This is a genomic window from Actinoallomurus acaciae (assembly GCF_042429965.1).
Classification (GTDB): domain Bacteria; phylum Actinomycetota; class Actinomycetes; order Streptosporangiales; family Streptosporangiaceae; genus Actinoallomurus; species Actinoallomurus acaciae.
This window is the reverse complement of the sequence record NZ_JBHLZP010001200.1, coordinates 1-807: the sequence shown is the minus strand read 5'-3', so window position 1 is coordinate 807 and position 807 is coordinate 1. Positions and strand designations below refer to the sequence as shown.

General features: G+C 42.8%; 1 protein-coding gene. It reads left to right on the top strand.

The features are described 5' to 3' along the window. On the top strand, positions 1 to 583 hold a 583-nt coding region (locus tag ACFFNX_RS51615; RefSeq protein WP_378213845.1), incomplete at its 5' end, for a hypothetical protein. Positions 584 to 807 lie beyond the last annotated feature (224 nt).

Sequence of the window (807 nt, the reverse complement as noted above, 5' to 3'; positions counted from 1 at the left end):
AAAAATGAGAGTCTACAATGTACCAGATAGCCCTTTTTTCCCTCTAAAGAGACACAAGCCGGAGAACGATTGGTATACCGCATTCCCAGCGATAGGCGAACCAAAAGCAAAAATGAGAGTCTACAATGTACCAGATAGCCCTTTTTTCCCTCTAAACGTTCCAGAGCAGAAAACTAGAGTCAAGAAAGTTCTGCCGGACTATGCCATTGGTTCGGGTAGGAAGAAGCGATCCGTAAGTCATAAAAAAACTCATGATGAAGCTGTTACCACGAAAGGTAAAGTATCGGAGGCGCCTAACAAGAATAAGACGATAGGCAGAAGCCAAAAAACTCAGTCCAAGGATTCTAATTCAAAGACAAAGAAATCCAAGAGGAATGGGCTAAAAATCAAACGGTTGAACAGGGGAAGAGGAAAGAAACGAAACCGTCACCTAAGGAGTTCAAATGTAACGAGTAAGCCCTTGAAATACACGAAGCGATCGAAACTGAGGCAAAGGGTTAATAAAACTAAAAGCGTTAAGAGGAGTCGGAAGGGTCGCAGGGAGGTGGACAAGCCGAAACAAGCCCCACACAAAGGTTCGTAGTTTCAAACGCAATTCTGAACATGACTGCAGACGCACAGCAGCTACGAACACCTGACACAAAACACCTACTGGATTCAAATCAAGTTCTATGATGCCTTCAACATATACTCAAGTAAACGAAGTACTCATGCAACCTCTTCACGAATACAAATGGCATTTGGAAGGACAAAGCCTAACATTACCGAAAGATATTCAGACGACTCCACATTTAAAGAAACAATCAG